General features: G+C 66.2%; 20 protein-coding genes. 13 read left to right on the top strand and 7 right to left on the bottom strand.

All coding sequences use genetic code 11. The features are described 5' to 3' along the window. Nucleotides 1-3: 3 nt before the first annotated feature. Nucleotides 4-1,806, top strand: coding sequence for a lysoplasmalogenase family protein (locus C8C96_RS07040; protein WP_121941872.1), 1,803 nt, complete (start codon nucleotides 4-6; stop codon nucleotides 1,804-1,806). On the opposite strand, the gene ruvB is transcribed toward C8C96_RS07040, so the two are convergent. From ruvB to ruvA, 3 genes are all read right to left on the bottom strand, one after another. After that, a complete protein-coding gene (gene ruvB / locus C8C96_RS07035) occupies nucleotides 1,763-2,824 on the bottom strand; it encodes a Holliday junction branch migration DNA helicase RuvB (protein WP_056059575.1) in 1,062 nt (353 codons plus the stop codon). The genes C8C96_RS07040 and ruvB overlap by 44 nt on opposite strands. A 13-nt stretch (nucleotides 2,825-2,837) precedes the next feature. After that, nucleotides 2,838-4,529 carry a trypsin-like peptidase domain-containing protein gene (locus C8C96_RS07030; RefSeq protein WP_233584177.1) on the bottom strand — a complete coding sequence of 564 codons (1,692 nt, stop codon included), beginning with the start codon at nucleotides 4,527-4,529 and terminating at the stop codon, nucleotides 2,838-2,840. Between the two features lie 296 nt (nucleotides 4,530-4,825). Further along, a complete protein-coding gene (ruvA, locus tag C8C96_RS07025; protein WP_121941870.1) occupies nucleotides 4,826-5,401 on the bottom strand; it encodes a Holliday junction branch migration protein RuvA in 576 nt (191 codons plus the stop codon). Nucleotides 5,402-5,481: 80 nt separating this feature from the next. Between ruvA and C8C96_RS07020 the strand changes: the two genes are divergently transcribed. From C8C96_RS07020 to C8C96_RS07000, 5 genes are all read left to right on the top strand, one after another. Continuing rightward, nucleotides 5,482-6,438: a PhoH family protein gene (locus tag C8C96_RS07020; protein WP_056059579.1), complete on the top strand. Its 957-nt coding sequence runs from the start codon at nucleotides 5,482-5,484 to the stop codon at nucleotides 6,436-6,438. A 62-nt stretch (nucleotides 6,439-6,500) separates the two neighbouring features. After that, nucleotides 6,501-6,962 carry an rRNA maturation RNase YbeY gene (ybeY, locus tag C8C96_RS07015; protein ID WP_121941869.1) on the top strand — a complete coding sequence of 154 codons (462 nt, stop codon included), beginning with the start codon at nucleotides 6,501-6,503 and terminating at the stop codon, nucleotides 6,960-6,962. A 257-nt stretch (nucleotides 6,963-7,219) separates the two neighbouring features. After that, the gene (locus tag C8C96_RS07010; RefSeq protein WP_147455653.1) at nucleotides 7,220-8,956 is read left to right on the top strand and encodes a hypothetical protein; all 1,737 of its coding nucleotides are present in this window, start codon (nucleotides 7,220-7,222) and stop codon (nucleotides 8,954-8,956) included. Nucleotides 8,957-9,079: 123 nt separating this feature from the next. Next, nucleotides 9,080-9,820, top strand: a complete 741-nt coding sequence (locus C8C96_RS07005) for a sulfite exporter TauE/SafE family protein (RefSeq protein ID WP_121941867.1) — start codon at nucleotides 9,080-9,082, stop codon at nucleotides 9,818-9,820. A 145-nt stretch (nucleotides 9,821-9,965) separates the two neighbouring features. Continuing rightward, complete coding sequence (locus tag C8C96_RS07000) at nucleotides 9,966-11,735, top strand: FG-GAP repeat protein (RefSeq protein WP_121941866.1); 1,770 nt, start codon at nucleotides 9,966-9,968, stop codon at nucleotides 11,733-11,735. Nucleotides 11,736-11,746: 11 nt separating this feature from the next. Here the strand turns inward: C8C96_RS07000 and C8C96_RS06995 are convergent, their stop codons facing one another. The 3 genes from C8C96_RS06995 to C8C96_RS06985 form a co-directional block, all read right to left on the bottom strand. Beyond that, a complete protein-coding gene (locus C8C96_RS06995; protein WP_121941865.1) occupies nucleotides 11,747-13,006 on the bottom strand; it encodes an MFS transporter in 1,260 nt (419 codons plus the stop codon). Nucleotides 13,007-13,180: 174 nt separating this feature from the next. After that, nucleotides 13,181-13,648: a D-aminoacyl-tRNA deacylase gene (gene dtd, locus C8C96_RS06990; protein WP_121941864.1), complete on the bottom strand. Its 468-nt coding sequence runs from the start codon at nucleotides 13,646-13,648 to the stop codon at nucleotides 13,181-13,183. After that, a complete protein-coding gene (locus tag C8C96_RS06985) occupies nucleotides 13,645-14,595 on the bottom strand; it encodes a cation diffusion facilitator family transporter (protein WP_121941863.1) in 951 nt (316 codons plus the stop codon). The genes dtd and C8C96_RS06985 overlap by 4 nt, the downstream gene beginning before the upstream one ends. A 324-nt stretch (nucleotides 14,596-14,919) precedes the next feature. Between C8C96_RS06985 and C8C96_RS06980 the strand changes: the two genes are divergently transcribed. The 4 genes from C8C96_RS06980 (at nucleotide 14,920) to C8C96_RS06965 (ending at nucleotide 18,456) form a co-directional block, all read left to right on the top strand. Further along, complete coding sequence (locus C8C96_RS06980) at nucleotides 14,920-16,464, top strand: sensor histidine kinase (protein WP_121941862.1); 1,545 nt, start codon at nucleotides 14,920-14,922, stop codon at nucleotides 16,462-16,464. After that, entirely contained in the window at nucleotides 16,454-17,086 is a 633-nt protein-coding gene (locus C8C96_RS06975) for a response regulator transcription factor (protein ID WP_056059589.1), read from the top strand. Before C8C96_RS06980 ends, C8C96_RS06975 begins: the two co-directional genes overlap by 11 nt. A gap of 139 nt (nucleotides 17,087-17,225) precedes the next feature. Beyond that, nucleotides 17,226-17,720: a heme-binding protein gene (locus C8C96_RS06970; protein WP_056745563.1), complete on the top strand. Its 495-nt coding sequence runs from the start codon at nucleotides 17,226-17,228 to the stop codon at nucleotides 17,718-17,720. 43 nt (nucleotides 17,721-17,763) lie between these two features. Further along, on the top strand, nucleotides 17,764-18,456 hold the full coding sequence (locus C8C96_RS06965) for an ankyrin repeat domain-containing protein (protein ID WP_121941861.1): 693 nt from the start codon (nucleotides 17,764-17,766) through the stop codon (nucleotides 18,454-18,456). Nucleotides 18,457-18,534: 78 nt separating this feature from the next. Here C8C96_RS06965 and dbpA read toward each other — a convergent pair whose 3' ends face one another. Next, complete coding sequence (gene dbpA, locus C8C96_RS06960; protein WP_056745567.1) at nucleotides 18,535-19,953, bottom strand: ATP-dependent RNA helicase DbpA; 1,419 nt, start codon at nucleotides 19,951-19,953, stop codon at nucleotides 18,535-18,537. Between the two features lie 93 nt (nucleotides 19,954-20,046). Here dbpA and C8C96_RS06955 point away from each other — a divergent pair, with 93 nt between their 5' ends. From C8C96_RS06955 to C8C96_RS06945, 3 genes are read left to right on the top strand one after another with little or no spacing between them, the layout of a single operon-like run. Continuing rightward, nucleotides 20,047-22,122, top strand: coding sequence for a bifunctional diguanylate cyclase/phosphodiesterase (locus C8C96_RS06955; RefSeq protein ID WP_121941860.1), 2,076 nt, complete (start codon nucleotides 20,047-20,049; stop codon nucleotides 22,120-22,122). 45 nt (nucleotides 22,123-22,167) lie between these two features. Further along, nucleotides 22,168-23,649 (top strand): AMP nucleosidase, encoded by a 1,482-nt coding sequence (locus tag C8C96_RS06950; RefSeq protein WP_056745571.1) that lies wholly within the window; start codon nucleotides 22,168-22,170, stop codon nucleotides 23,647-23,649. A gap of 24 nt (nucleotides 23,650-23,673) precedes the next feature. Continuing rightward, nucleotides 23,674-24,810, top strand: a complete 1,137-nt coding sequence (locus C8C96_RS06945) for a GGDEF domain-containing protein (protein ID WP_056745573.1) — start codon at nucleotides 23,674-23,676, stop codon at nucleotides 24,808-24,810. Nucleotides 24,811-24,881 lie beyond the last annotated feature (71 nt).

Here is a 24,881-nt window from a genome sequence, read left to right as displayed (position 1 = left end):
AACATGAGCCCCAGCCAGATCATCGTCCTTGCCACACCCGTCTTCTTCCTGCTGATCGCCCTTGAGCTGGCCATTGGCTTCAAGCGCCAGCGCAACACCTACCGCCTGGCCGATGCCGTCAGCAGCATCAGCCTGGGCATGCTGAGCCAGACCAGCGCAGTGTTCACGCGGCTGCTGCGCATTGGCATCTACACCGCCCTGTTCGAGCACGTGGCGCTGTGGCGCAACGATGCGTTTTGGACCAGCCTGCCCGGCTGGCTGCTGGCGCTGGTGTTCTACGACTTCTGCTACTACTGGCTCCACCGCATGGGGCATGAATCGGCGGTGCTGTGGGCCGCGCACGCGGTGCACCACCAGAGCCAGGACTACAACCTCAGCACCGCCCTGCGCCAGACCAGCTCGGGCGCGCTGCTGGGCTGGATCTTTTATGTGCCCATGGCACTGGCGGGCGTTCCGCCGCTGGTGTTCGGCGTCGTGGCGCTGATTGACCTGCTCTACCAGTTCTGGGTGCACACCGAGCAGGTGGGGCGCCTGGGCTGGTTCGACCGCTGGTTCTGCAGCCCCAGCAACCACCGCGTGCACCATGCCGTCAACGACGCCTATCTGGACAAAAACTACGGCGGCATCCTGATCCTGTGGGACCGACTTTTTGGCACCTTCAAGGACGAAGACGACCAGGAAAAATGTGTGTATGGCACCCGCGGCCTGCTCAACAGCTGGGACCCACTGTGGGCCAACGCCCAGGTGTACGCCGGGCTGGCGCACGACAGCTGGCACGCACGCAGCTGGCTCGACAAGCTCAAGGTCTGGATCAATCCGCCGGGCTGGCGGCCTGCGGACGTGGCGGAGCGTTTTCCCAAGCCGGCCTTCAGCATGGCGCAGATGGCGCTCTACCACCCACCGATGTCGCGCGCCGTGCAATGGTTTGCACTGGTGCAGTTTGTGCTGCTGCTCGGGGGCGTGGCGGCCTTTTTGTGGCAGGCCGATACGGCGCCGCTGGCGCACAACGCCGTCTGGTTCGCCGTGCTGCTGACAGTGCAATGGTCGCTGGGCGCTGTGATGCAGGGGCGCCTTCGCATGCTGATGGCGCTGATGCTGCAAAGCGCGGCACTGGCCACGGCCACCAGTGCACTGGGGTTCACACAATGGCATTGGCTGTTCAAACCGCTGACCATGGCGATTGCTATTATTTTGGCAGCTGCCAGTGCATATTCGACTAGCGCAAGAGGTGCACCAGGCGCAAAAACGCCCTGGGTCTTGCTGATCGCGGCCCTGGGCGGGTCATTGGCGGGGGATGTGTTTCTCATGTTCCATGGCTTCTTCATCCCCGGCCTGGTGAGCTTTCTGGTGGCGCATCTGTTTTATGTGGCGCTGTCCAAAAGTGGACAGGCATGGTTTCCGCACCGGGGTGCGCTGGTGGCCACGCTGGGCATCGGCGCGGCCATGTACGCCTTTCTGTGGGCGGGCGGCCTGCCGCCTGCACTCCGCGCCCCCGTCGCGGCCTATGTGCTGGTGATTGCGCTGATGGCGGCCCAGGCCATTGGCCGCGCCACCGTGTTGCGCGACGCCGCTTCGCTGTGTGTCGCCATCGGCGCCGGGTTTTTCATGCTCAGCGACTCGCTGCTGGCCACCAACCGGTTTGTGACGCCCCTGCCCATGGCGCAGGTCTGGGTGCTGGCGACGTATTACGCTGCACAGGCGCTGATCGTGGCAGGCATGCTGCGGGGCACAGCCCGCGCAGAGCCCGGCTCTGCCACGCCCCTCACACCCCAAACAGATCTTGCCCGCTCGCCTTCGGGGGCGTGACCCCCAGGTGGCGGAACGCCGCCAGCGTGGCAATGCGTCCACGCGGCGTGCGCTGCAGGAAGCCCTGCTGGATCAGGTAGGGCTCGATCACATCCTCGATGGTGCCGGCCTCTTCGCCAATGCTGGCCGCGATGTTGTCCAGCCCCACGGGGCCGCCATCGAAGCGGTGGATCACGGCTTCGAGCAGCTTGCGGTCCATCACGTCAAAGCCTTGCGGGTCCACATCGAGCATGGCCAGCGCCTTGTCGGCAATGGGTTTGGTAATGCGCCCATCGCCCTTGACCTCTGCATAGTCGCGCACCCGGCGCAGCAGCCGGTTGGCAATGCGCGGTGTGCCGCGCGAGCGGCGGGCGATCTCGAAGCCACCTTCCTCATCCATCGGTGCATGGAGCAACCCGGCACTGCGCTGGACAATGCGCGCCAGCTCCTCGGCCGTGTAGAACTCCAGCCGCGCCACGATGCCGAAGCGGTCGCGCAACGGGTTGGTCAGCATGCCTGCACGCGTGGTGGCGCCCACCAGGGTGAAGGGCTGAAGGTCCAGCTTGATGCTGCGCGCTGCCGGCCCCTCGCCGATCATGATGTCGATCTGGTAGTCCTCCAGCGCGGGGTAGAGGATTTCCTCCACCACGGGTGACAAGCGGTGGATCTCGTCGATGAAGAGAACGTCGTTCTTTTCCAGGTTGGTCAGCAGCGCCGCCAGGTCCTTGGGCTTTTCCAGCACCGGGCCGCTGGTCTGGCGCAGGTTCACGCCCAACTCCGCCGCGATGATGTGCGACAGCGTGGTCTTGCCCAGGCCGGGCGGGCCGAACAGCAGCACATGGTCCAGCGCCTCACCCCGCTTCCTCGCCGCGCCGATGAAGATTTCCAACTGCTCCCTGGCCTTGGCCTGCCCCACATACTCCTGCAAGAGTTTGGGGCGCAGGGCACGTTCGATGGCCTCCTCTTGGGGGGAAACGGGAACTGCGGAGATGACGCGTTTGGCGGGGGCGGGGGTGAAGTCGTCGGTCTGGATGGTCATTGCCGTAGCTTACTTACTGGTTCGCCCAGGCGTAGTAAGCGACTCCTTCGTAGCGGTAGTCAGGCATGCTGGCCTGGATGAAATCCCGCTCTGAGGGGCTGGTCGTATAGAAATGCACGCCTTTCGAGAGACGGTAGAACCGATAGACAGGAATCCCACCTCCTGCTGCGCTGGGCATTGCGTACCAAGCGATGCCCTCCAGCTGGAAATCCGGGTTACTGCGTTGCACGCTATCCCGCTCTGCAGGATTGATGGTGTAAAAATGTGCCCCGCCGGTGAGGCCATAAAAGCGGTACACCGCACTGTTACCCGACTGCAGCGCCGCTTGGGCATAGAACGCAATGCCCTCGTAATTGAACACCGGAAAATTCACGATGGTGTTGTCGCGCTCTGCTGCGCTGGTGGTGAAGAAGTGGGCCCCCGTGGTGCCGTTAAAAAAACGGTAGACGGGCACACGCACTCCGGATGACGGTGTCTGCGGCTGGCCAGAAGACAGCCAGTTTTTCAGCGCCGTGTTGTATGCGACATCAAAGCGGCCATAGAACTCGGGAGACGAGATGGAGGTGCAGCTTGCGCTGCCACCGTACAGTGTCCCAATGACCTGGGTGCCGCCTTTGAACAGAGCTGAACCGCTGCTACCGCCTTCGGTGGTACCTTGGCTCCAGTTCACACGATAGAAATTTCCCGACGAACCCACGCACTGGAATTGGGTTCCACTGGTGGCCGTGCAGGAAGTCAAGCTGTTCAATGCGCCAATACTCACCTTGAGCAAATCACCCCGGGGATGATGCAGGCCCACCACCGACGCGCCCGTGGCCTGCGTGCTGGCATCCCACCCGGCAAAGAAGGCCCCCGCTGGCGGCGTGTCGTTGAGCTTGAGCAACGCCGTGTCGGTAACGTCCGTCGCGTAGAGCAACACCGCACCATTCAGACGCTTGGTGGTTGCGCTGGAAAGGGTGCGGCTGTTGCATGTCGGAGCACGGTAAAACCAGTCGGTCTGCAGCGAAGACGCCTCTGTCTGGGTGGATATGCAATGGTTGGCCGTCAGAAAGTACGGTGTGCCAGAAGACTGCGCGTCATTGAGCAACGTACCAGTACATACATAGGTCCCACCACCGGACGTAAAGATCATGCGGGCAACGGCGTTGCGCTGGTTGGCATAGGCCTCATAGCAACTGGCGTCCAACTGGCACGAAGCCGATTCGTTAATCTTGGCAGTCAGTTCACCTTCTGTGGGAATCGACAGATTTTCGAAGATGTGGGAGACGCGTGGCACCGAGATATCCACGGCGTCCGGGGCTACGCCAGCGGGCAACTCCAACTCCAGGGTCACCTCGTGCGAACCCAGGTCCGGGGACCACCAGGTCTGGCCGTCGATCGAGGTGTCGCCCGCCTGCGCATTACGTTCAATGCGCTGCATCACTTCATGCCCGGCAATCTGAAAAACTGAGGCTGCATCTGCTTGGCTGTACACACGCATTACAGCGCCTGGAGGCAGCTTTCGGGCGACCACCCCCAGGCGCAGGCCATAGGCCCCCTCGGCGGAGAAGCTGATGGCGGCCACCTGACCGCCGCTGGAAGTGGGGGTCCAACGGAACTGCTGCAATGTTTGCGGTGCGGCTCGGGTAGCTGCTACGTCACGCGCAACGCCCACTTGGCGCGGACCGATGCCACCGCCTGCGGGAGTTGCCTTGGCCTCGGCCAAAGCGCCCAGGCTCACCAATGAGGGTACAGGCGGGGACGCCAGCATACTGCGCGACTTGACGTTGGACACCCCCTGGTCGGCACTGACTGGCTGCACCCACCCATCTACTTGCAGCACGGCGGAGGAAGTCTGTGCAAGGCCTTCCTGGCCCCCGCCGCCACACCCCGCCAGCAGCGCAGCCGCTGCCGCAAACCCCCACCCCAAACGAGCGAACATATTAGATTTCATTTTTTCCCCTGGCCCCAAACAAATCATCATTGAACACTGAAATGCGCCGCGACGAAAGCCAACCGTGACTACTTTGCCAGCGCCTTCAGCGCCAGCTTGATCCCCTCACTCACCCCCACCTCCGCTGGCAGCGCCTTGAGCGCTGCAGCCGCCTCCTTGTCGCTGTAGCCCAAAGCCAACAGCGCCTGCAGAATGTCGGCTTGCGCATCGCTGGTGGCCGCGCCATGCACAGCCCCCATGTCCGCACCCAGCTTGCCCTTGAGCTCCAGCAGCAAACGCTCGGCTGTCTTTTTGCCGATGCCCGGCACCTTCACCAAACGGCCCGCCTCCTGCAGAGAAATCGCTTGCGCCAGGTCGCTCACGCCCATCCCGCTCAGGATGGACAGCGCAGTGCGTGGTCCCACGCCGGAGATCTTGATCAGCTCACGAAACGCCTGGCGCTCAGGGGCGGTTGCAAAGCCGTACAGCAGCTGAGCATCCTCACGCACGATGAACTGTGTCAGCAGGCTCACACGCTCTCCCACGGCGGGCAGGTTGTAGAACGTGCTCATGGGCACATTCACCTCGTAGCCCACGCCGTGGCAGTCCAGCAGCACCTCGGGGGGATTCTTCTCCAGCAGGGTGCCGGTCAATTTGCCTATCATTGATGTCCTTTGACGACGCGGGCATGACATGCCGCGCCGCCGTTCTTGCTGTTTTCCGTTGCCTGACTGGAATTATCCGCGTGATCCTGCGCCACACCTTCACCCCCCACAACAACACCCGGCTCACCCACCTGTGTGGCCCGGCCGATGCGCACCTGCGCACCATCGAGGTGGCCTTGCAGGTGAGCATTGCGCACCGGCACGAGCAGTTCAAGGTCGACGGCCCCAAGGCCAAGGCCACGCAGGCGATGGAGCTGCTGCAGGCCCTGTATGAAATGGCCGAGCGCCCCATTGGCGAGGACTATATCCAGCTGATGCTGGCGGGCGACAGCGAACTGCTGGAGGCCCCGGACGACGCCATCATCCTCAACACCCGCCGTGCGGACCTGCGCGGGCGCACCCCCACGCAGAACCTGTACCTGCAGAACATCGCCACGCACGACATCACCTTCGGCATCGGCCCTGCCGGCACCGGCAAGACGTATCTCGCCGTGGCCAGTGCGGTGGATGCATTGGAGCGCAGCAGCGTGCAGCGGATCGTGCTGACCCGCCCGGCGGTGGAGGCTGGAGAGCGCCTGGGCTTTTTGCCCGGCGATCTGGCGCAGAAGGTGGACCCTTATCTGCGCCCGCTGTACGACGCGCTGTACGAGCTGATGGGACACGACAAGGTGCAAAAGGCGTTTGAGCGCAACGCCATCGAGATTGCGCCGCTGGCCTTCATGCGCGGTCGCACGCTGAACAACGCATTCGTCATCCTCGACGAGGCACAGAACACCACGCCCGAGCAGATGAAGATGTTCCTCACCCGTATCGGCTTTGGCGCCAAGGCCGTGGTGACCGGAGACGTCAGCCAGATCGACCTGCCCAAGGGGACGCTGAGCGGCCTGATCGACGCCGAGCGCGTATTGAAGCGCGTCAAGGGCATCTCGATCACCCACTTCACCAGCGCCGACGTGGTGCGCCATCCGCTGGTGGCCCGCATCGTGGACGCCTACGACGCCCCCCGCCGTGCCGCAGCGGCCCGTACTCGCGACTGAACTCCTAATTTGATAGCTACTTACGCTTATACATCGCGCACCAGTAGCCTAAAACACCCCAAATGTCCTTAAACCAACTCTCCCTGTCGCTGCAGTTTGGCGCGTTTGACGAAGCCGCCGCCCACCGGGCTGTGCTGCCCCGCCACAAGGTCACGCGCTGGATTCGCCACGCCCTGGCCACCGACGCGGAGATCACCGTGCGCATCGTGGGTGCCGAAGAAGGCCAGCAGCTCAACCGCGAGTACCGCAAGAAGGACTACGCCACCAACGTGCTCACCTTCGACTACACGCAGGAGCCGGTGGTGACCGCCGACCTGGTGCTGTGCGCCCCCGTGATCGAGCGCGAGGCGAAGGAGCAAAACAAGAGCCTGGAAGAACACTACGCCCACATGCTGGTGCACGGCACGCTGCACGCCCAGGGCTGGGACCACGAGACGAGCGAGGCCGACGCCGAGGAGATGGAGGCGTACGAGACCGACATCCTGCGCGAGCTGGGCTTTGCCGATCCTTACGCGACCTCCTGAACGCCATTCCGACTGCCGAGGGCAGTGGCGCACTTTTTACCATTTGGTACAAAGTGCTCGCGTCTGTCGGGGCCAGGCGGTACCTTGATAAGCGACGATTGACTCCTCCAGCGGGCGTCTCGCAGACCTGCCGGCGCTCCCGCCGCGCGCAGCGCCTGTCTCCCCCCCCTTTTCTTTGAGGAGTCTTCTCTGTGATGCATTTCCAGCGCCCCCCTGCGCCCGCTGCGAATTCGGGCCTGCCCTACTTGTATCGCGCTTTGCTGCTGGCGGCGCCACTCGTTCTGGCGGCCTGCGGGGGCAGCAGTGGCGAATCAACGCCCGCCGGACTCCCGGCCCCTTCCGGCTTCAGCGTGGCGAGCTACGGCCCCAAGACCTACAACTTCGGCTGGGCCGTCACCCCGGGCGCAACGCGCTACGAACTGTTCGAGGACCCTGATGGCGCAGCAGGCCCCCAGCCTGAGGCGCTCGAAAGCACCGGCGCCGCCAATAACGTCACCAGCGACACTGTGCGGATTCAGGTGCCACTGCACGAGCGGGTGAACGCCAGCTACCGGCTGCGCGCCTGCGACGCGAGCGGCTGCGGCCCGTTCACTGCCGCGGTAACACCCGACATCACCCAGGCCATAGGACGGTTCGACCTTGCTGGCGGCGATCTGACCAAGCGATTTGGAGCCTACGAGAACACCATTGCCCTGTCGGCCGACGGTTTAACGCTGGCCGTCGGTTCGCCCCGCGAGGGCAGTTCAGGTGACCTGGCAGGGGCGGGCGCGGTGTACGTCTTCAGCCGCAGCCAGTCAGGTATTGGCATGCCAGCCCCTGCCTGGGGTCTGCGGGCACGGCTGGAAGGCAGCAGTCCCGCCGCAAAGATGGCCTTTGGCGCCAGCCTGGCGCTGTCGGCCAACGGTCACACGCTGGCAGTGGGTGCGCCCGAGGAAAGAAGCAATGCGCGCGGCATCAACGGCGATGCGACCAACCGCGACGCGTATGGCGCGGGGGCCGCGTATATCTTCACCGACAACGGCAGCACCTGGAGCCAGCAGGCCTACATCAAAGCACGCAACACGGCTGCAAAAGTCGAGACCTGCAGCCGAGGGACCATCACGGGCACAGCTGTATTTCCATGCACCCCCCAACACTTTGGCTTCAGCGTGGCGCTGTCCGCCGATGGGAACCTGCTGGCGGTAGGAGCACCTGAAGAAGGCGCTAACTTCACCCTGGGGACTTCCGCCGTGCTGGGCGGGCTCCACTTCATCGGCGAAACCATTTTTGGGGGCGGCGTGGGAGCCGTTCACACCTTTGCCCGCAAGAACGGCGGCTGGGTCGAGCAGGCGCACCTGCCAGGCAGCAGCGCTGACCCAACCATCGCTCGCTTTGGGGCGGTTGTAGCCCTGTCCAGCGACGGCACAGTGCTTGCGGCGAATACCGACAAGGACGTCTCGGTACTGACACAGCTCGGCGATACCTGGAGTGCATCCACACAGGTGTGGCGCGTTCCTACCATCGGTGTGCAGCCGGTTTCGCACAATCCCTTTGCGATGTCCAAGGACGGTAGCACACTGGCTGTATTGGATCGCTCAGCAGGTACTGACGTTCAGCTGCGAACATTCACACGCACGGGGGACGTCTGGACGCAGCAGCCCGCACTGCCGGTCAAAATGGCCGACCAGGGCTTTTCCAACAATGTGATGCTGTCGCTTTCTGCGGACGGCCGCACGCTCGCCCTGGGCGACTTCAACGAAGCGAGCAACGCCTCTGGCATCAATGGCAACCCCAACAACGAAACCTTATTTTGGGCTGGATCCGTCAATGTCTACCGCCGCGACGGCACCACGTGGAGCCATCGCGCCTACCTCAAGGCACCCCAATCGGAAACACTTGCGCGCTTCGGTGCCAGCGTCGCCTTGTCCAGTGATGCCCGCACCCTGGCCGTAGGTACCAGCCGTGCCACGTACGGCGTGGCCCCCATCAAAGCCGACAATGCTTATTTGTACTGATGGCATCGGTGGTGGGAGCCTCGCTGGCGAGGGGGGCGAACCCCTGAAGAGGTTCATTGCAGGCAAAGGTGTTGCACCTAGGCTGTCGCCAACGGCGTCCACGCCACCGCCTACCATTGATGAATGTTTGACACCTCTTTGCTGCTCACCGCCGCCTTCGTCGCTGGCGCCCTCAATGCCGTCGCCGGAGGCGGCAGCTTTCTGACCCTGCCCGCCCTCGTCTTCACCGGCGTGCCGCCCGTGGTGGCCAATGCCACGGGCACGGTAGCCCTGCTGCCGGGGTACGTGGCCGGCGCATGGGGTTTCCGCGAAGACACGGCCCCGCCGCCGGGGCTGTCGATGAGCCTGTTGGTGGTGCTCTCACTCATCGGGGGCGCGGCCGGGGCCGCGCTGCTGCTGGTCACGCCCGACGCCACCTTCCGCCGCGTGGTTCCCTGGCTGCTGCTGGCGGCCACGGCGCTGTTTGCATTCGGGCCGCAGCTGCGCCGGATGCTGGCGGGCGGCAAACCCTCCACCGCCAAGGCCACGGTGGGCGTGCTGGCGGTGGCTGCCTATGGCGGCTATTTCAACGGCGGGCTGGGCATCCTTCTGCTGGCGCTGTTCGGCCTGCTGGGGCAGACGAACCTGAACGCTATGAACGGCCTCAAGAACTGGGTGTCGGCCCTGCTTACCGCCATTGCCGTGGCCATCTACGCCGCTGGCGGCGTGGTGCTGTGGCCGCAGGCGCTGATGATGATGGTGGCCGCCACAGCAGGGGGCTACGGCGGGGCACGCTTGGCCCGCAAGCTGCCCCCGGTGGTGTTACGCTTGGGAGTCGTAGCCACCGGCCTGGCGATGTCGCTGGTTTTTTTTGCGCGGCAGTAAAAGTCGGACGTCCGCGCGGCAACGTGGTTGCTGCTGCCTCTACCGAGGCGCGAGCGGGGGCTCGTCAACACGGGCTTGCGCCGCACCGCCCCTTCAACGATGCATCCATCCGCCCAGGCAGTTATCCGCCCACTGAGGAGATCTCATGTCTAACGTCACACCTTTGCTCAGTTCCGTCACCGCCAACGCGGCCCTGCGCAGCCTCGGTGGCCTTGCCACGCCACGCTGGCGCGCGGCAGGCATCAGCACCAGCCTGATGTTGTCGCTGCTTCTTTCCGCCTGTGGCGGCGGCAGTGGAGACAACGCCAGCGAACCACCGCCGCCTGCCCCTCCACCTACCTCCGTGCCGGTTCCCGGGACGCCCAACGGAGCATTCGACACCATCGGCACAGCGGAATTCAGCCTGCGCTACGGGGTGGAGCGCTACGACTTCGTCTGGAGCCCCTCGGCCCCAGCCACGCACTACGAGCTCTGGGAGGACCCGGACGGCCCAGGTCCGCTGCCCGAGGCGCAGGCCGGCTCTGCGATCACCGGCACACGGCACACCTTTGAAATCAAGCAGCTGCACCAACGGGTAAACGCCACCTACCGGCTGCGCGAGTGCAATGGCACCAGCTGCTCCTTCCGGGCCACCACGCTCGCGCCGGACGCGCTGCGCGCGCACTTCCTCTTTGACCGCCAGGGCAGCAGCGTGCTGGCACCGTTTAACCCCACCGCTGGCACCCCGGTGCTCGTCGCAGCGGACCTCAAGACGCTGGTGATCGGAGCGCCCGACCCGGTGAGCACCACCACCTTGCCCCGGCCAACGCCCGCCGTTGACGACAGCGCCGTCCACGTCTTCGTGCGCAGCGCCGTGGGCGTGGCCTGGCAGCCGCAGGCCCGACTGCAGGCGAGCAATCGGCGTGCGCCGGCCTGCAACAACGTGGCCCAGGATTACTGCCACTCGTCCTCCTTCGGCGCCCAGCTGGCGCTGTCCGCCGATGGGAACACGCTGGCAGTCAGCGCTACCGGAGAGACCAGCAACGCCCGGGGCGTCAACGGCGATCAGGCCAACACCGACAGCATGGCCGCGGGCGCGGTGTATGTCTTCGCCCGCACTGGCGGCAGCTGGAGCCAGCAGGCCTATGTCAAGGCCAGCAACACGCCGGCACGCAACAACACCTGGTGCAACCTTTCTTATTGGGCCACACAGCCCTGCGACGGGCAGAACTTCGGCGCCAGCGTGGCCCTGTCCGCCGACGGCAATCTGCTGGCCGTGGGCGCCATCGGTGACGACAGCAAGTCCACCGGCGTCAACGGCGATGCGAACGACACCTCGGCGGTCTTTGCGGGCGCCGTTCACACCTATGCCCGCACCGGCTCCACCTGGGCGCCGCAGGCTTACCTCAAGGCCAGCAACACGGATGCTGGCGACGGGTTCGGTACGTCGGTGTCCCTTTCGGCCGATGGCTCGACCCTGGCCGTCGGCGCCATCTTCGAGCGCAGCAGCGCCACCGGCGTCGGTGGCAATCAATCAGACAACGCGCAATCGCCCTTTGGAGCCGTCTATGTCTTCAGCCAGGACCGCGGCAGCTGGAGCCAGCAGGCTTATGTGAAGGCCCCCGTGAACACGGTCGTCGGCGGCACCGAGCCAATGAGCTACTTCGGCGGACGCACAGCCCTGTCCGCCCATGGCGAAACCCTGGCGGTGGGCTCTGTACGGGGCATGGCTTTCGTTTATGCACGAACCCAGAACACATGGCAAGCCCAGGCCCACATGTTCCCGGCCGGGCCCAACGTCATTCGATTCGGAGAGGCGGTGGGTGTGTCGGCGGACGGAAACAGCGTGGTCACTGCAGCGCAGGATGTGGGGAGCGAAGCCTCCGCATTTACGCTTTACTTCTTCAGCCGCACCGCCGGCACCTGGAGCCAGTAGGCACCACGGAGTCAGGCGGCGCCACGCCCCAGCAACGACGACCGCGGCAAGAAGCGAAACGCGGTCGAGGCCGCTGCCAGCATGCACGCGATACTGACCATGACCGCCTGGTAGGGCTCGTGGCCATGGCGCTGCGCCCACGCGGCCAACAGCCCCGTGAGCGATTGCATCAGCGCCACGCCCAGGAACATGGACATGGTGTACAGCGACAGCGCGCGGCCCGTCATTTCAGCGGGGTAGGACGAACGCACGTCCGCGTACTGCAGCACGCCGTAGCCCGACAGCAGGCCCATGAGGAAGATCAGCGCCACGTTGGCAGTGGCGTGATGCCAGAAGGCCAGCAGCAGGAACAGGCTGCCCATGAGCAGGGAAAAGTGGGTGATCCAGCGCCGCCGCCGTGTGGGCCCGGGGTCCATGCGGCCAAATGCGGCGGGCACGAACAGCGCGAGCATCGACAGCACCAGGGCCACGTTGCCGCTGTCGATGAGCGAAAACCCATACCGCCCCATCAGCAGGGGTCCCAGCCACAAGCCGCGCAAGGTCAGGAAGGCGGCGTAGCAGGTCATGCCCAGGATCAGGATGCCCCAGGTGTGGGGCACCTTGAGCAAGCTGCCAAACCGGCCCGCCGCCTGCGCCCACGACTCGCGCGGACCCTGGGGTGCTTGCGCCAATGCGGGCTCGTGCACACGCAGAAAAATCAGCAGCCACGACAGAAGCGACAACACCGCCAGCACCGCGAACCCCGCGCGCCAGCCCCCGTGCTGCACCATCCAGGCCAGCGGTGTGCCGGTGAACAACAGCCCCAGCCCGCCCACCCCCATGCCCACGCCCGAGAAAAAGGCGAAACGCTGCGCAGGAAAGTGGCGCGCAACGAAGACGGTACAAGCCAGGAAGGCGGGAGAGCAGCCCACGCCGATCAGCAGCTGGCCCACCATCAGCCAGCCATAGCCAGGCGCGAGGGCTGATACCGCGGCCCCCAGCCCCGCCAACGGGAAAGCCACCAGCACCGTGCGGCGCAGGCCGTACAGGTCCATGCCGATGCCCATGAGGAGCTGGGTCACGCCAAACGACAGGCCAAACAGGCCGGCAAACGCGCCCAGCGAGTCCGGCGAAATGCCAAAGTCCGCCTGCAGCCCTGCGGCGACGATGCTGGTCACGGTGCGGTAAGCCTGGCTGAGCGCAAAGGCCGACAGCAGGCATAGGTACATCACCCAAAGGGCGCGGCGTGGCGAGGGCGGATCAGGCAGGACAGCGGGGGCGGCTTGGGTCACGGGTGAAGCAGGGCTGGCAGTGGGCGCGCGGCAGGTGGACGGCGGAGTGCGCGCCGCATCACAAGAACAGGAGAACGGAAGGCGCGTGCCCGAGCCTACAGAATTTGCAGCCCGCGCGTCGTCGCCGTGCGGACAACCCCACGGCCAGCTGCGGGCCGAGGCCAGCCCACGCGTTCAGCCAGCCGCCGCTGTCGCCAGCGCAGGCGCCATCCGCAGCGGGATGGTCACCGGGCCGTCATTGATGAGATGCACCTGCATATCGGCGGCAAACTGGCCCGTGGCCACCTCGGGGTGCACCTTACGCGCCTGGGCAACCACATAGTCGTACAGCCGCCGCCCCTCATCGGGTGCAGCCGCCTGGGTGAAGCTGGGGCGGTTGCCGCCGGTGGTGTCTGCCGCCAGCGTGAACTGGCTGACCAGCAGCAGGCCGCCACCGATGTCCTGCACGCTCTGGTTCATCTTGCCTGCGGCGTCCGAAAAGATGCGCAGCTTCAGGATCTTGGCCAGCAGCCTGTCGGCTTCGGCCTCGGTGTCTCCACGCTCCGCACACACCAGCACCAGCAGCCCCGCGCCGATGGCGCCTACGGTCTGCCCGTCCACATCCACACGCGCTTCACGCACACGTTGCAATACGCTGATCACTTCACGGCATCCTTCACATCGTCACGGGGGTCGTCGAAATGCGCTTCCACATCGGTTGGCAGCAGCTCGATGGTGGCGCGCAGGCCGGGTACGGCGGTCATCAGCGCGCGCTCGACCTGGCCGCGCAGTTCGGCGGCGTGCCGCAGGGTCCAGTCGGCGGGCATGTGCAGGTGCATGTCCACAAACTGGCGCTGGCCCGCGCGGCGGGTGGAGACATGGTCGAACCGCACAGCGCCCGGCGCCTGGGCGGCCACAAACTGCTGCAGCGTGGTGTCGATGGTGGACTGAACCTCGGGCTCCACCGCCGAATCCATGAGGCCCTGGGACGACCGCCACACCAGCTCCACGCCCTCTTTCAGGATGTTCAGCGCCACGGCAATGGCCGCCACCGCATCCAGCCACCACCACCCGGTCAGAGCAGCCCCCGCAATGCCCACCAGCACACCGGCCGAGGTCCACACGTCGGTGACCAGGTGGCGTGCATCGGCCTCCAGCGCGATGGAGCGGTGCTCGCGCGCCGAGCGGAACATCACCCAGGCCAGCAGCCCGTTCAGGGCCGAGCTGAGCACCGACAGGCCCAGGCCCCAGCCCACCTGCTCGATGGGTTGTGGGTCAAACAAGCGGTGCCCGGCCGCCCACAGAATGCCCGCCGACACGCCCATGATGAGGATGCCCTCAAAGCCCGAGGAAAAGTATTCGGCCTTGTGGTGGCCGTAGGGGTGGTCGTCATCGGCTGGCTGTGCCGCCACCGTCACCATGGCCAGCGCAAACATGGCGCTGGCCAGGTTCACAAACGACTCCATGGCGTCAGACAACAGGCCCACCGAGCCCGTGACCACCCAGGCCAGCGTCTTGAGCGCAATGGTGACCACCGCCACGGCCACCGAGGCCCACAGCAGGTTGCGGGGTGAAAGCCAGGGGTGGGATGCGGGAGAAGATGCTGACATGGCGGGTGGGCGAAGGAGCGGAAACAGGCGAGTCTGAAATTACACCAGAGCCACCTTAAGAACCTGTTCAGAATCTGAGCGCCGTTTAACAGCAGGCCCCAGCCAAGAGCCTGTTCAACATCTTTTTGGAGTCGCACAACGCCCTTGCCCGAAGGGTTGGAGTGAAATCGGGCCGATGAACTCGGAGTTTTGGCGCCCCGGCTGCTTGCATGGGCACGAGCCCATGCGGCGCATCCAAAGCATCCACTCCTCCCGATTGCACTCCAATGCGATCTCCAAAAAGATGTTGAACAGGCTCTAAGGCCCCCATGCCAGAATCCGCGCATGCTCCCCGCCTGGCGCCGCCTTCTGCCCCGACACGCCCTGCACCTGCCCAGCCTGCTGTTGTGGGTGGCGGTGGCCTGCATCGGTTGCGGCTGGCTGGTGGTGGACCGCCTGCAGCAACTGCACGCGGCGTTTGAGACCGACGCGCGGATCGTGCACCGGCTGCTGAGCCAGCGCGTGGTGCAGCACGACGCCATCATGGCCACGCTGGCGCTGCTGCAGCCAGCCGCTGCGGTGGATGACCTGCACAACGCGGCATCGCCCCTGCCCCGCCTCACGTCGGTGTATCCGCAGATCCTGGCGGTGCTGCAGCGCTCGGCCCACAGCGACTGGCCGCCCGCACTGCAGGCCGAGCTGACAGCCGCCGAGGCCACCTCACGGCGCACCGGTCACGCCGCTACGGCAGGCTTGAACCTGCCCGCAGGCCGTTACTACCTGGTGCTGGCGGGCACGCCAGCCAGCTATGCGCTGCACATCGACCTGCGCACCACCATCCCCGCCGACGAGTGGCCCATGGACATGGCCGCCAGCCCGGTGCGCGTGACGCTGGAGCAGGGCGGCACGGCCTTTGTGGTGCAGCCCGGCCAGGCCGACCAGGGCAGCGGCATCCGCACCTACGACTTTCACAAACTGCTGGCCGCCGCCAGCCAGCCGCTGGACGTGGTGGCCCGCCGCACCGTGGGCATGCACGAACTGCCCTGGTGGCGCATGTTGGGCTGGTGCCTGCTGACCACAGCGCTGTGGGCCGCAGGCCGCGCACTGTGGCGCCAGCGCGTGGCGCGCCAGCGGGCCGAAGAGCTGCTGCGCCTGGGCCAGGTGGCGCGGCTGAACACATTGGGCGAATTGGCCGCTGGCATGGCCCACGAGCTGAACCAGCCGCTGACCGCCCTGCTGTCCAGCACCCAGGCCGCCCAGCGCCTGCTGGCCGACGACCCACCCGACCTCGACACCGCACAGACCGCCATGGCCCGCGCCGTGGAGCAGGCGCGCCGCGCATCCACCGTGGTGGGCCGCCTGCGCCGCCTGGTGGAGCGGCCCGACCTGGCCGGTCAGGCCCAGCCCCTGGCACTGCCCACCGCCTTGCAGGACGTGCTGCACCTGCTGGAGCCCGAGCTGGCACAGCGCGGCGTGGTGCCCGAGGTGTTGGCCGCCGCAGACCTGCCCCCGGTGCTGGCCGAACCGGTGGCCCTGCAACAGATCATCCACAACCTGCTGATGAACGCGCTGCAGGCGCTGGAGCAAGTGCCCCCCGCTGAACGCCGGCTGCACCTTGCAATGGCGCAGGCTGGTGCCGGACAGGTGGCGCTTTCGGTGCGCGACCACGGCCCCGGCATCCCGCCCGAAGCACGCCAGCACCTGTTCGAGCCCTTCTACACCACACGCAACGGCGGCCTGGGCCTGGGCCTCACGCTGTGCGAGAGCCTGGCGCAGGCCATGGGCGCGCAGCTGAGCCTGGCGCCCGAAGCCACGCCCCCATCCGCCGCCCAACGGGGGGCTGAGTTTGTGCTGACCCTCAACGTCGCACCACCCACCGATGACCGATAGCGCCCCCTCCCTCTCGCCCCTGATCCATCTGGTGGACGACGATGCTGCCGTGCGCGAGGGCCTCTCCCTGCTCATCAGCACCGTGGGCCTGCGCGTGCAGACCTGGGCCGACCCGCAGTCGTTCATGGCCGGGTTTGACCGCGCCAGCATCGGCGCCATCGTGCTGGATGTGCGCATGCCGGGCATCAGCGGCCTCACGGTGCTGGAGCAACTGCTGGCGCAGGGCGTGGACCAGCCCGTGATCCTGCTCACCGGCCACGGCACGGTGGAGATGTGCCGCCGCGCGTTCAAGACCGGCGCGGCCGAGTTTCTGGAAAAGCCGGTGGACGACGAAGTGCTGATCGAAGCCCTGCAAAACGCCGTGCGCCAGCATGTGCGCTCGCGCGAACGCCACCAGGCCGACCAGCAGGCGCGCGAGCGTTTTGCGCAGCTCTCGGCCCGCGAGCGCGAGGTGCTGGGACTGATCGTGGAGGGTCTGACCAACAAGGAAATCGGCCGGGCGCTCGAACTATCGCCCCGCACGGTGGAAACACACCGCGCCAACCTGTTCGCAAAGCTGGGGGCCGAGTCGCTGGCGCAGCTGATCCGGCGCTACGCGGCGCTGGTGGACGCGGCCGCGTGAGCTGCCCCTTGGCGGGCTTTCCGTAGTTCTACGGAGGCCCGCGCGTAGCCGCCCGAATGGCCGAAAACGGCGGCCATTTCTACAGTTCTCCCACGGCGCCACAACGGGTGGCACCGACCCAGAAACACCGGAGAACATCATGCAAAACCGCCTCGCCACCGTCGCCGCCCTCACCCTGTCCCTGATCGCCACCGCCGCCAGCGCCGAAGGCGTGCGCACCGAAAAGAACATGTCGCTGGACCTGGCCACGCAGATCGCCGCGCAAACCGTGGCCACCTGCACCGCCAACGGCTACGCCGTCACGGCCACCGTGGTGGACCGCGCAGGCACCGTACGCGCGGTGCAGCGCGCCGACAACGCCGGCCCCCACACGCTGGAAGCCAGCCGCCTCAAGGCCTACACCTCGGCATCGGCCAAGAACACCACGCTGGCCATGATGGAAGGCGCGCAGAAGAACCCCGCTGCGGCCAACCTGGTGAACATCCCCGGCTACCTGCTGCTGGGCGGCGGCGTGCCGGTGAAGGTGGGCAACGAGGTGATCGGCGCTGTGGGCGTGGGCGGTGCACCCGGCGGCCACCTGGACGAGCAGTGCGCGGTGGCGGGCATCGCCAAGGTGCAGGATTTGCTGAAATAAGCCAGCCCAACCACAGGCACCTAAGCATTCAACGGAGGCCCCCATGAAGCCGTGGAATCTTGTTTTCGCCCTGGCCACCGCACTGGCCTGTGCCACCCCGGCCCAGGCCCAGGTACCACCCACGGCGGCAGAAACAGCGGCCTACCAGGGCCTGCATGCCGCTGCGGCGCGGGGCGATGTGCCCAGGCTTACTCAGCTGATCGCAGCGCGGGCCGACGTGAATGCCCGCGATGGCTACGGCCGCACGCCACTGCATGTGGCCACCTATGCGCGGCAGGCCGATGCCATCCGCACCCTTGCCCAGGCTGGGGCCGACATGAATGTGCTGGAGAACGACCGCTACGACGCCGTGACCATCGCCGCCGTGGCGGACGACGAGGCCACGCTGCGCGTGCTGCTGCAGCTGGGCGCCAGCGCCAAACAGGTGACCAGCCGTTACGACGGCACGGCCCTGATCGCCGCCGCCCACCTGGGGCACGACGGCGTGGTGCGTCAGTTGATCGCCGCCGGGGCGCCGCTGGACCATGTGAACAACCTGCACTGGACGGCGCTCATCGAGTCCATCGTGCTGGGCAACGGCGGTCCGCGCCACCAGGCGACACTGCAAGCCTTGCTACAGGCGGGGGCCAGCCAGGCACTGACCGACCGGCAGGGCAATACGCCCCTGCAGCTGGCGCGCCAGCGGGGCTTTGGAGAGATGGTGCGGATGCTGGAGGCTGCCGCGGCACGGCGCTGATGCCGCCAGGGCAGGACGCGCGCCCACTATCAAATTGATAGCTATTGGCGCATGATTGACTAGCGCATCCGGCGCTTTTTACTCAAAGTCCTGGGTTCCCGTCACCAGGCGGGCCTTCACGGTCTTGCCCTTCACCCGGCCCTGGTTCAGACGCTGGGCAGCTTGGGCGCCGATGGCACGGTCCACCGCCACATAGGTGGAGAAGTCGTTCACGTTGATCTTGCCGATCTGCTCTCGGGTGTAGCCCATCTCGCCGGTCAGCGCGCCCAGCACGTCGCCCGCACGGATCTTCTCCTTGCGGCCACCGATGATCTGGATGGTGACCATGGGCGGCACCAGCGGGCCGTTGCCGGTCGGTGTCAGGTCGGCCACGGGGAACCAGCGCGACTCTCGGCCCTGCAGTTGCTCGATCTTGCCCACGCTGCCCATCTCGTCCAGGCTGGCCAGGTTCAGCGCCAACCCTTCGGCATCGCCCCGGCCCGTGCGGCCGATGCGGTGGATGTGCACCTCGGGGTCGGGCGTCACGTCCACGTTGATCACGGCGGCCAGGTTGGCAATGTCCAGCCCGCGCGCGGCCACGTCGGTGGCCACCAGCACCGAGCAGCTCTTGTTGGCAAACTGCACCAGCACCTGGTCGCGCTCGCGCTGCTCCAGCTCGCCAAACAGCGCCAGCGCGCTGAAGCCCTGGGCCTGCAGCACGGCCACCAGGTCGCGGCACTGCTGCTTGGTGTTGCAGAACGCGATGGACGAATCGGGCCGGAAGTGGTTGAGCAGCAGCGACACGGCATGCAGGCGCTCGCTGTTCTTCACCTCGTACCAGCGCTGCTCGATCTTGCCCTCGGCATGCTGCGCCTGCACGGTGATCTGCTCGGGCGACTTCATGAACTGGGCGCTCAGCTTGGCGATGCCCTCGGGGTAAGTGGCCGAGAACAGCAGGGTCTGGCGCTCTTTGGGACACTGCTTGGCCACCACGACGATGTCGTCGAAAAAGCCCATGTCGAGCATGCGGTCGGCCTCGTCGAGCACCAGGGTGTTGAGCGCCTCCAGCGTCAGGTGCTGGCGCTCCAGGTGGTCCATCACCCGGCCGGGCGTGCCCACCACGATGTGCGCGCCGTGCTCCAGGCTCAGCATCTGGCCGCGCAGCGGCACGCCGCCACACAGGGTCACGACCTTGATGTTTTCCTCGGCGCGCGCCAGGCGGCGGATTTCAGTGGTCACCTGGTCGGCCAGCTCGCGTGTAGGGCACAGCACCAGGGCCTGTACCGCAAAGCGGCGGGGGTTGAGGTTGGCCAGCAGCGCCAGCGCAAACGCGGCCGTCTTGCCACTGCCAGTGCTGGCCTGGGCGATCAGGTCCTTGCCCAGCAGGGCGGGCGGCAGGCTGGCCGCCTGGATGGGCGTCATCGTGGTGTAGCCCAGCTGCTGCAGGTTGGCCAGCATGGCGGGGCTCAGGGCCAGCGCGCTGAAATCAGTGCGGGCTTGGTTTTCTTTGGAGGTCATGGGCGGATTATCCGGTGCGGGGTATCCGGGCAACTACCTTACGCCCCCGTCAGGTGTATCGGCTATAACAAACAGATACGTACCGAGCGGTCCATGCCAGACTCATCCAACGCAGCCAACACGCCAGGTCAAGGGAGTTCCAGCGACTCGCTGCTGCGCCTGATCGCCGACTCGGTCCCGGCCCTGATGGCTTACTACGACCTGCCGCGGCTGCGCTGCCAGTTCGCCAACCAGGGCTACGCCGCCTACAACGGCCACAGCACAGAATCCATCCTGGGCCTGACCGTGCAGGAGGCGATTGGCGACAAGGCCTGGCAGGCCATCCAGCCGTACGTGGAGCGCTGCTCGCACGGTGAGCGCGTGAAATACACGCGCGAGCAAACCCTGCCCAACGGCGAGGTGCGGATGATCGAGGTCAACCTGATCCCGCATTTTGGCAACGCGGGGCTGCAGCTCGGCTCCTTTGTGCTGATCACCGACATCACCGAGCGTTGGCGCGCCGAGCGCGAGGTACGCCAGAGCGAAGAACGCATGCGCAAGTTCACCGAGGCCACGGACGAGGCCATCGTGTTCCATCGCGACGGCATCATCACCGACGGCAACGAGGCACTGTACCGCTTGACGGGATTTGCACTGCACGAAGTGTTGGGCCTGTCGATCTTCAACTTCATCAGCCCCGAGTGGCGCGCCACCGCGCTGGAATACACCCGCAGCGGACGGGAGGATCCGTACGAAGTCACCATCCGCCACAAGGATGGGCATCCCATCCCCGTCGAGGTCGTCGGCAAGACCATGCCCCTGCACCATGCCGACTACCGCATCGTGGTGGTGCGCGACATCACGGCCCGCAAACAGGCGCAGGAGCGCGAAGCCTTCATCGCACTGCACGACCCCCTCACACAATTGCCCAACCGGCACTTCCTGATGGAGCAGCTGTCGCAGGTGCTGTCGCTGGCCCGCCGGCGGCATGGCCGTGTGGCGGTGCTGTTCATGAACCTGGACCATTTCAAGACCGTGAACGACTCGCTCGGCCACCATGCGGGCGACCAGCTGCTGTGCAACGTCGCCGAGCGACTGCGCCAGGGTGTGCGCGATGCCGACGTGGTCGCGCGCATCGGCGGCGACGAGTTTGTGGTGGTGCTGACCGACGTGCAGACGCCCGATGACGCGGCCATGGTGGCCGACAAGCTGCTGGAGTCCATGCACGGCGTTTTTACGGTCGATCAGCTGCCGCTCACCATCTCCCCGTCCATCGGCATCAGCCTGTACCCGGACCACGGCGGCAGCGCCGACATGCTGCTGCGCTGCGCCGATGCGGCCATGCAGCATGCCAAGGACAGCGGGCGCGGCAACCGCCAGTTCTACGCCACCAGCATGGAGGCCAGTGCCCTCGATGTGCTCCACCAGGAGCGCCTGCTGCGCGACGCCATTGCACGCAACGACTTCGTGCTGCATTACCAGCCGCAAATTTGCCTGGCCGACGGCTCGCTGCAAGGCCTGGAAGCGCTGGTGCGATGGCGCCACCCCGAGCGTGGGCTGGTGGGGCCCGATGAGTTCATCACGTTCTCGGAGTCACGGGGCCTCATCACGCCCATCGGCCGCTGGGTGATGCGCGAAGCCTGCCGCCAGCTCAAAGCCTGGCAGGACCAGGGCCTGGCCAAGGTGCCCGTGGCAGTCAACCTCTCGGCCCTCGAATTCCGGCAGCGCGATGTGGCCGCTGAAATCGCGGCCGTCCTCCAGGAAACAGGGCTGGCACCGCAATACCTGGAGATCGAACTGACCGAGTCCGTGCTCATGCACCAGACTGGCCAGACCCTGAACACCCTGCACGCCGTCAAGGCGTTGGGCGTCGGCATCTCCATCGATGACTTCGGCACCGGGTACTCCTCCCTGGCATATCTGAAGCGCTACCCCATCGACAAGCTCAAGATCGACCGGTCATTTGTCACCGACACCCCCGGCAGCGCCGACGACGTCGCCATCGTCACCGCCATCATCCAGATGGCCCGCAGCCTGCAGCTCAAGACGGTGGCGGAAGGGGTGGAGACACAAGGGCAGATCGCATTGCTCAAGGAACTGGGGTGCGATGTGATCCAGGGGTTTGTGGTGTCGGTACCCATGGATGCCCTGGCCACCGGCAGCTGGCTGGAACGCCAGCCACCGCAATAGCGGCAAGTTGTCCGCTGGCCCCTCTGGCTTGTGGACAATAGCGGCATGCCCCTCATCCCCGACTTCATCGCCCCCACCCGCCACACCGACCCGGCCGACGCTCTGGCCCAGGTGCAGCGCATTTATCAGCAACAAATCGGCCACCTGAGAGACGCCATGCAGCGTTTTGTGGCGGGCGAGACGCCCGAGGGCCCGGTGCGCGCGTTCTACCCGTTTGTGCGGGTGCACACCACCACCGTGGCGCGGGCCGACACCAAGCTGGCCTATGGCTTTGTGGAAGGCCCCGGGCGGTATGAGACCACCCTCACCCGGCCCGACCTGTTTGCCAACTACTACGCCGAGCAGTTCCGCCTGCTGCGTGCCAGCCACAACGTGGAGCTGGAAGTGGGCACCAGCACCCACCCGATTCCCATCCATTTCTCATTTGCGGAGCACGACCACATCGAGGGCACGCTGACACAGGCCCGCCGCATGCTGATGCGCGACGTGTTCGACCTGCCCGACCTGGCCGCCATGGACGATGGCATCGCCAACGGCACCTGGCAGGCCGCGCCCGGCGAGGCGCAGCCGCTGTCGCTGTTCACCGCGCCGCGCGTGGACTACTCGCTGCACCGCCTGCGCCACTACACAGGCACAGCGCCCGAGTGGTTCCAGAACTTCGTGCTGTTCACCAATTACCAGTTCTACATCGACGAATTCGTGCGCCTGGGCCACGCCGAGATGGCCAAGCCCGACAGCGAATACATCGCCTTCATCGAACCCGGCAACGTGGTCACACGCCGTGTGGGCCTGAGCGCCGAGGCTGGCGACGACCTGGGCGCCGCGCCGCCCCGCCTGCCGCAGATGCCCGCCTACCACCTGGTGCGCAAGGACGCGAGCGGCATCACCATGGTCAACATCGGCGTGGGCCCGGCCAACGCCAAGACCATCACCGACCACATCGCTGTGCTGCGCCCCCATGCCTGGATGATGCTGGGCCACTGTGCGGGCCTGCGCAACAGCCAGCAACTGGGCGACTATGTGCTGGCCCACGCCTACGTGCGCGAGGACCATGTGCTGGACGAAGACCTGCCGCTGTGGGTGCCCATCCCGGCGCTGGCCGAAATCCAGCTGGCGCTGCAGCAGGCGGTGGCCGATGTCACACAGATCAGCGGCGCAGACCTCAAGCGCGTGATGCGCACCGGCACCGTGGCCAGCACCGACAACCGCAACTGGGAGCTGCTGCCCGACAACACGCCGCAGCGCCGCTTCAGCCAGAGCCGCGCCGTGGCGCTGGACATGGAAAGCGCCACCATCGCCGCCAACGGCTTCCGCTTCCGCGTGCCCTATGGCACCTTGCTGTGTGTAAGCGACAAACCCCTGCATGGCGAGATCAAGCTGCCCGGCATGGCCAACCACTTCTACCGCGAGCGGGTGGACCAGCACCTGCGCATCGGAATGCGCGCCATCGAGATCCTGCGCAACGGCGGCGTGGACCGCCTGCACAGCCGCAAGCTGCGCAGCTTTGCCGAGGTCGCATTTCAGTAAACGACAGGCCCGAGGCCGCTGCGCATGCCACTGGATTTCCTCACCCTCATGACGGTCATGGCGGCCAACCTGTTCATGATCTCGGCCGCGCTGCCGCTGATCATGGGCCGGGACGTGAGCCGCGCCGCCCGCAACATGCAGGCCAGCATGCTGCTGCAGGCGGTGGCCTGGTCGACCATCATCGCCTCGGCCACCCTGTGGGACCAGGCCCTCTCCACCCTGTCGATTGCCTGCAACGCGGCCGCGCAGTGGATGCTGTACCGGGCGCTGGAGGAATGGCTGGGCCCCCGCCCCTTGCGCCGCGTGCTGCTGGTGTTGGTGATTGCCGCCCCGCTGGGCTACACCCTGGGTTTTGGGCACTACGCCTGGCGCGTGGGCTGGGCCAACTTTTTGATGGCCACCATTTTGTGCATCGTTGCGCGCGCCACCCTGGCGCCCGTGGTGGAGGCCAACCTGCGCTGGCGCAGCCTGCTGATGGGCTGCCTGCTGACGTCGGCCGCTTTCACGCTGGCGCGGGGCATGCTGGGCGCCTTCACCGACCAGTACCCGAGCTTTCGCACGCCCCATCCCGTCAACCTGGCAGCTGCTGTGGCCACCAATGTGAGCCTGGTGCTGGGCACCGTCGCCCTGCTGGTGGCGTGGCGGTCGGAGGCAGAACACAAGCTGCGCACGCTGGCGATGACCGATGGCCTCACCGGCGTGCTCAACCGGCGAGGCTTCACGACCCAAGGCAGCAGCCTGCTGGCACACGCCGCACGCCACCAGTTGCCCATGACGGCAATGATGCTGGACCTGGACCACTTCAAGCAGGTCAACGACACCCACGGCCACGAGGCCGGAGACCGCGCCCTGCAACTGTTTGCCCGCCTGCTGGGCGACACCTGCCGCAGCGGAGACCTGGTCGGGCGCCTGGGTGGCGAGGAGTTTGGCGTGCTGCTGTTGCACAACAGCGCACCCGCTGGGCTGGCCCTGGACCGGCGACTGCGCAGGCGTCTGCATGCCGTCAGCGTGGCAGAGCTGGGCTTTGCGCTGGACTACAGCGCCGGGATGGCCGTGCTGCAGCCGGGCGAAGCTGGCTTGGCCGAACTGATGGCCCGTGCCGACGGTGCCCTCTATGCAGCCAAGACGGCGGGCCGGGGGCGGCTGGTCGCGGCGGACTGAGGCAAACAGTCCTGTTTTGATAGCATCAGGCGCAATACCCACTAGCGCCTGCGGCAGATTCTGGCAAAAAT

Origin of the sequence: Acidovorax sp. 100 (genome assembly GCF_003688355.1) — a bacterium.
GTDB lineage: Bacteria > Pseudomonadota > Gammaproteobacteria > Burkholderiales > Burkholderiaceae_C > Acidovorax > Acidovorax delafieldii.
Note: the sequence above shows the minus strand (reverse complement) of the source record. Positions and strands in the feature narration are given on the sequence as shown.